This window comes from Pseudogracilibacillus amylolyticus (SeqCode) (assembly GCF_051918545.1).
Classification (GTDB): domain Bacteria; phylum Bacillota; class Bacilli; order Bacillales; family Amphibacillaceae; genus Pseudogracilibacillus.
In genome coordinates this window covers 21531-28241 of sequence record NZ_JBPPZG010000029.1, presented here as the reverse complement: position 1 = coordinate 28241, position 6711 = coordinate 21531, and the positions used below count along the sequence as shown (strand labels likewise).

Annotated in this window: 5 protein-coding genes; 4 read left to right on the top strand and 1 reads right to left on the bottom strand. The window is 37.8% G+C overall.

Annotated features, from left to right (window positions below; all coding sequences use genetic code 11):
* Positions 1-258 precede the first annotated feature (258 nt).
* From ACPYKA_RS05365 to ACPYKA_RS05350, 4 genes are all read left to right on the top strand, one after another.
* Positions 259-1224, top strand: a complete 966-nt coding sequence (locus ACPYKA_RS05365) for an ornithine cyclodeaminase family protein (RefSeq protein ID WP_479541358.1) — start codon at positions 259-261, stop codon at positions 1222-1224.
* 6 nt (positions 1225-1230) lie between these two features.
* Positions 1231-2460: a M20 metallopeptidase family protein gene (locus ACPYKA_RS05360; protein ID WP_479541357.1), complete on the top strand. Its 1230-nt coding sequence runs from the start codon at positions 1231-1233 to the stop codon at positions 2458-2460.
* Between the two features lie 4 nt (positions 2461-2464).
* On the top strand, positions 2465-3901 hold the full coding sequence (locus ACPYKA_RS05355) for an aldehyde dehydrogenase family protein (RefSeq protein ID WP_479541356.1): 1437 nt from the start codon (positions 2465-2467) through the stop codon (positions 3899-3901).
* 152 nt (positions 3902-4053) lie between these two features.
* The gene (locus ACPYKA_RS05350) at positions 4054-5370 is read left to right on the top strand and encodes an aminotransferase family protein (RefSeq protein ID WP_479541355.1); all 1317 of its coding nucleotides are present in this window, start codon (positions 4054-4056) and stop codon (positions 5368-5370) included.
* Between the two features lie 423 nt (positions 5371-5793).
* Here ACPYKA_RS05350 and ACPYKA_RS05345 read toward each other — a convergent pair whose 3' ends face one another.
* Positions 5794-6537 (bottom strand): SDR family NAD(P)-dependent oxidoreductase, encoded by a 744-nt coding sequence (locus tag ACPYKA_RS05345; RefSeq protein WP_479541354.1) that lies wholly within the window; start codon positions 6535-6537, stop codon positions 5794-5796.
* Positions 6538-6711: the final 174 nt, after the last annotated feature.

Here is a 6711-nt window from a genome sequence, read left to right as displayed (position 1 = left end):
GCCCACAGGACGTGGGCGGTTTTAACGGAAGATCCCCTGCCGCATTTAGATACATGAGCAGACGTTCTTGCACGCAGAAAAAGTGCTTTCCTTTTTCAAGGAGCGGAGAAGCAAGCCAACGAGCTTCCACAGGATGTGGTGACTTCGACGTTCGACACAGGACGTGTCGGTATTTAGTCGAAGTTTCCCTAATGCAGTGTCATTTTTACCGGACTTTTTGAACATCCTCTTATAAATAAAGTGAATGGGGGCATGTGTATGCTGATCTTTACGGAAAATGAAATCAGACAATGCGTGCAAATGAATGAGTCGGTTATAAAAGTAGTTGAATCAGCATTTAACGATCTTGTTACAAAAGATCTTCAAATGCCACCTACCTCACGTGTTGACGTTCCCAACAATAATGGAGAATTCGTCATAAAAACTGCATTTATTCCAGGGCATGAAATGTTTGCGTTAAAAGTGTCGTCCCATTTTTTTCAGAATTACAGTATGGGTATGTCGAGCACGGGTGGGGTAATGATGCTAATGAATGCCTTAAACGGGAAACCAGAAGCTTTTTTTTATGACAATGGATATTTAACAGATTTGCGAACTGGAGCAGCAGGAGCTTTGGCTGCAAAATACTTAGCGAATGAGAATATCAAAGAAGTGGGGGTAATAGGTACAGGTACTCAAGCTCGAGCACAGCTACAAGCGTTAAAATTGGTTCGAGATTTTAAAACTGTATTTGTATACGGAAGAACATGGCAACGGATTTCTGAATTTAAGCACGAGATAGAAACATCTCTCCAAGTAGAAGTGAAAGTAATGGAAACGCCAAAAGACGTTGTGAAATCAGCTGAACTACTCATTACAGCAACACCTTCCAAAGAGCCGATTGTGCTTAGTGAATGGATTCGTCCCGGAATGCATATTACCGCAGTTGGTGCGGATGCAACCTATAAACAAGAACTGGATCCAGAAATATTGAAAAAAGCCGATCGGATAGCTTGTGATAAACTTTCACAATGTATGGAACATGGCGAAATTGGAGCAACGATGAAGCATAAAATAAATTTAGATAAACCAAAAATTATCGAATTAGGTCACATCTTTGAAAATGAAGAGAATAAAAGACAATCCAAACAAGAAATTACTATTGCAGATTTAACAGGAACTGGAGCACAAGATACAAAAATAGCGCTTTTTGCATATAAAATATTAACAGAAAAAAGTGAGTGATGTGATGTGAAAATAGTACAAGGAGCTGAATCCTTATTTGAACAATTAAAATTATGGCGTCGCTATTTGCATGAACATCCTGAACTAAGTTTTCAAGAAGAGCAAACTGCAAAATTTGTCGAAAATGAATTGAAAAAAATCGAGAATATTTTTATTGAAACAAATGTAGGAGGTCATGGCATTGTTGCAACGCTGACAACAGGTCAAGGACCTACGATCGCTTTACGAGCAGATATGGATGCCCTACCGATCCAAGAAGAAAATTCACACGATTTTGTATCTAAAAATGAAGGCGTTATGCACGCATGTGGTCATGATGCCCATACTTCTATGCTTTTGGGGGCAGTTCATTTACTCGCTGAACAATTTAAAGAGGGGAAATTATCCGGTACAGTTAAATTTATCTTTCAACCCGCAGAGGAGAGTACAGATCTACATGGATTATCTGGAGCACCATATATGATTAAAGACGGAGTACTTCATAATGTAGACGCTATCATTGCGCTCCATGTATGTCCTTGGCACCCAGTTGGAGTTGTACAGATGAATAATGGATTTAGTATGGCAAATGTTGATGTTTTCGAGGCGACGATTAAAGGAACTGGAGGACATGGGGGATACCCACATTTAGCAACAGATCCATTATGGATGTTAGGGGCGATATTACAAACATTTTATGGAACAGTTGGAAGGAGAATTTCACCACTTGATATTGTTGCTGCAAGTATCGGGAAAATCGAAGCGGGAGCTGTAAGTAATGTGATTCCATCCGATGTAAAAATTGAAGGGACATTACGATCCTATTCTCCTGAAGCAAGAGAAAAGTTAGCGGAAGAAGTCGAAAATGTATTTAAAATGGCGGAAACATTTGGTGGTTCGTATGAATTTGTTTTGGAAAAAGGTGAACCAGCATTAAATAACGATATGGAAGTTAATATGATTATTGAACAATCGATTAAAGAAATTTATCCGGAGATGCACATTCATTGGGAACCATTTGGTATGGGTGGTGAGGATTTTGGATATATGACAGAACAAATTCCTGGTTCCATGTTCTTTTTAGGTTGCTCATTGGATGATGGTTTAGATCGTGATCTTCACACACCAATTTTTGATATTGATGAAAAATGTTTGCCGATTGGTACTGCTATTTTTGTGGCTGCTGTAAATAAATTTTTAAATCGGGAAGAGTTGCATCATCCCTTAAAAAGGAATTCTATTCAGAGAGGTGCGTGAAAATATGATGACGATTGCAAAGGGAAAAAAGATGCTCTTAGGTGGAAAGTGGGTGGAAAAAGAAGCAACAATTAATGTTTATGACCCTCAAGACAACTCTGTAATTACGACCGTACCAAAAGCATCCAAAGAGGATATGTTAAAAGCAATTACGGCGGCCGAAGAAGGCGCAAAAATAGCTGAAAATATGCCCGTCCATGAACGTATTGCCATCATAAATAAAGCGGCAGATTATATTGATGAAAAAAGGAATCTGTTTGCAGAAACAATTGCAAGTGAAGGTAGTAAAACAATAACGGAAGCTAAAAATGAAGTTACCAGATGTATTCATACATTACGGGTGTCAGCTGAAGAAGCAAGACGAATTAACGGAGAAACGATTGCCTTTGATCAAATGCCGGGTCATGAACATCGTGCAGGTTATTATTATCGGTTTCCAATTGGTATTATTGCGGCAATTACACCTTTTAATGACCCGTTAAATTTAGTTGCGCATAAAGTTGGTCCTGCGATCGCTTCAGGGAATGCAATTATCGTTAAGCCGGCAACATTAACACCATTAAGCGCGCTGTTATTAGCAGAAGCTTTTGACGCAGCCGGCCTTCCTGGCAAGATTCTATCTGTAGTAACCGGGAGCGGAAGTGAGATAGGGGATGTATTGATTACTCATCCGTCAATTCGTATGGTCTCATTTACCGGTGGACTTGAAACAGGAGAGAATATTGCAAGAAAAGCAGGTTTAAAGAAACTAAGTATGGAGTTAGGGTCCAATTCTCCAGCCATTGTTTTAAAAGATGCGGATATTGATGCAGCTGTTAGCAGTTGCGTAGCGGGGGCGTTCGGGGCAGTCGGGCAAAATTGTTTAGGGGTTCAAAGAGTTTTTATCGAAAAGGAAAACTTTGATAAATTTGTTAGAAAATTTGTACTAATGACTAACCAATACAAAATCGGCGATAAAAAAGATTTGGTAACAGATATGGGGCCATTAATAACAGAAAAAGAAGCTATCCGAGTTGAACGATGGGTTAATGAAGCGATCGAAGAAGGAGCAAGCTTGTTGGCCGGTGGAAAAAGAGATGGCGCTTTTTATTCACCTACTGTTTTAACTAATGTTCCCGCTGATGCCAAAATAGCTAAGGAAGAAATTTTTGGGCCTGTAGTTATACTATTTCAAGTTAATGATCTTAATGAAGCAATAGAGAAGGCAAATAATGTAAACTATGGACTCCAAGCGGGAATTTTTACAAAAGATATTAATCTTGCATTCACCGCAATTAAAAGGCTAGAAGTTGGCGGTATCATGATTAATGATAGCAGTGATTATCGGATAGATGCGATGCCTTTTGGGGGAGTAAAGGGGTCAGGTCTCGGTCGTGAAGGCGTAAAATATACCATTCAAGAAATGACAGAACCAAAAATTGTTAATTTTAAATTAGGATAAATTATTTTAATAACAGTTAAAGTTTACTAATCGACCATGTACAATAACCAAGTATAAAAGAATTAAGATTAATCTATTTGATTAATTAGATACTCCTTCACTCATTGTACTGATTGGTTAAGTTACATGAATTAATAAGGAGGAAATAAACAATGGCTTCAACAACAACAGATAACAAGTTAAAACAGGAATTGGCGGAGCTGGATAAAAAACACTTTATCCATCCGACTTCAAATATGAAACAATTACAAGAGGATGGCCCGAGTTTTATCTTTACAGAGGGAGACGGAATTTATTTAAAAGATGTGGAAGGCAGAAAATTAATTGACAGTTTATCCTCGCTTTGGAATGTTAATATTGGTCATGGCAGAGAAGAACTTGGTGAAGTAGCAAAGGAACAAATGGGTAAATTAGCTTTCACATCTGCCTTCAGTAACTGGAGTCATGAGCCAGTTATCCGACTTGCTGCAGAAGTAGCGAAATGGACTCCAGGAGATTTAAATGTAACCTTCTTTACTTCTGGTGGATCCGAGGCAAATGACACGGCTTTTAAAACAGTACGACATTATTGGAAGATAAACGGACGTCCCGAAAAGAAGAAAATTATTTCAAGAAAAAAGTCGTATCATGGAGTTGCAATGGGAGCAACAAGTGCAACTGGAATACCAGAGTTCCACACGTTTACAACATCTATTGCGCCAGATTTTTATTATGTTGACAGTACAATAGAGGCATTGAAAGAAATGATAGAAACAGAAGGTGCAGATACAATAGCCGCCTTTATCTCTGAGCCTGTTCAAGGGTCAGGAGGGGTTAATTTACCTCCAGAAGGTTATTTTGAGGAAGTCCGTAAAATTTGTGATGAAAATGACATTCTAATGATTTCTGATGAAGTAATTTGCGGATTTGGACGTACCGGAACAAACTTTGGGATGGAGAACTTCGGAATTATTCCTGATATTATTACGATGGCAAAAGGAGTAACAAGTGGTTATGCCCCTCTCGGAGGAATGGTTATTTCAGAAAAGCTTCATAAAGAAATATATGAAAAAACGGAAGGAAACTTCTGGCACGGCTATACGTATAGTGGGCACCCGACAGCAGCTGCTGTAGCGTTAAAGAACTTAGAAATTATTAAAAATGAAAATCTAATCGAAAATGTTCGGACGATGGGTGAAGCAATGGTTAATGGTTTCAAATGGATCCAAGAACAAAATGAAAATGTGATTGATGTTAGAGGAATAGGGTTGCTCGGAGCTATTAGCCTTGAAAGAAAGTCATCCGCAGTTGATCCGGTTGGACCCAAAGTTGTCGCAGAGGCATTAAAGAGAGGCTTAATCTGCCGTTCCGTTGTCTATGATGGGCAAGACACATTAGCATTTGCTCCACCATTCATTATTAATAAAAAGCAAATGGATGATATAGTTACAATTGTTAATGAATCGATTCAGGCAGTATATAATAAATAAAAACAAAAACACAGGAGGAGTTAGCCTATACTCCCCTGTTTTTTTAATTGGAATAAGTTTCCGAGTGTTAATTTAATAGTTTAATAAGACAGGAAAAAACTAAACTCCTAGAGATGCCCTAATTAAGAAAACATTTATGCAAAGTTGGCGTGGGATTAAACTAAATTTCGAACCACATAATTAATATGTCATTAAAAAAATGCTCCAAACTTTGGTAGAATTTCTGTTGAACACTCCAAACTAAAAAAGATGTCAACTAAAGGTTAAAAATTGACATCTTCTTCGTATGCTTCAAACTGTATAGTACACTTTTTTCAACAATTAGAAACTAGCTATGTTCCGGTCCTATTTCTGTTAATCACAATAAATACCGAACAATTAATTTTTAAACAAACTTCCACATGATTCAATGAATAATCAAAATTAAACGTTGGTCCCCAATGTAAGTCCCCCATCCACCACGATTTCAGCGCCATTACAATAGGCACTTTCTTCAGAGGCAAGAAAAGCAGCAACTTGTGCAATATCATAGGGCTGTCCGAGTCTTCTTAACGGTATAGTGGTATCTTCATCTACATTCAAGTTACTTTCACTTGACATATTTGTTTGGATAATTCCGGGATGAATAACATTTACTCTAATCCCTTTAGGTCCTAATTCAATTGCGGCAGATTTTGAGAGGTTGGAAACTGCTGCCTTTGAAGCTGCATAAGCCGCAACGTGATTAATTGGAGAAAAAGAAGAGATAGATACATTATTAATAATGGATCCCTTTTGCTGTTTTTCCATATAGGGGGCGACTGCCTTTATTCCCATAAAAACACCTAACTGATTCACATTGATTAAATGTTGGAAGTCTTCCACCGTTGTGTCTAATAAGGGTTTTTTTACGAAAACACCAGCATTGTTAATAAGCGTATCAATTTTTTTATAAGTTTGAACAACAGTTTGAACCGCCGCTGTCCACTCAGCCTCTTTTGTAACATCTAATTGGATGGGAAGGCTTTGCTTTTGTCCAATTTCTAATGAAAGAGTTTCTGCATCTTTAAATACCCTTGCACCTACTGCAACTTTCGCGCCAAGCGAAGCTAAATGTTTGGCGATACTTTTTCCTTGTCCACGATTTGCTCCAGTTATTAATACAACTTGGTTGTCTAAATTTGACATAATATCTCCTTTACTTATTATTATTTTCTACTAGGAATACTATAATTGACTTGCTGTTAACTTACCTTTAAAAGTCTACTCCGTCAATAAAAAAGGAACAAGGATCTATACTAGAGAGTGAAAATAGATGTTCACCATTTAGACAATGATTTAAGAATGAAAACCTTGGAAAAA

Bases quoted from the DNA above. Each gene is read 5' to 3' on its own strand.
- ACPYKA_RS05365 (WP_479541358.1), top strand. From the start codon at position 259: ATGCTGATCTTTACGGAAAATGAAATCAGACAATGCGTGCAAATGAAT.
- ACPYKA_RS05345 (WP_479541354.1), bottom strand. From the start codon at position 6,537: ATGTCAAATTTAGACAACCAAGTTGTATTAATAACTGGAGCAAATCGT.
- ACPYKA_RS05350 (WP_479541355.1), top strand. From the start codon at position 4,054: ATGGCTTCAACAACAACAGATAACAAGTTAAAACAGGAATTGGCGGAG.
- ACPYKA_RS05355 (WP_479541356.1), top strand. From the start codon at position 2,465: ATGATGACGATTGCAAAGGGAAAAAAGATGCTCTTAGGTGGAAAGTGG.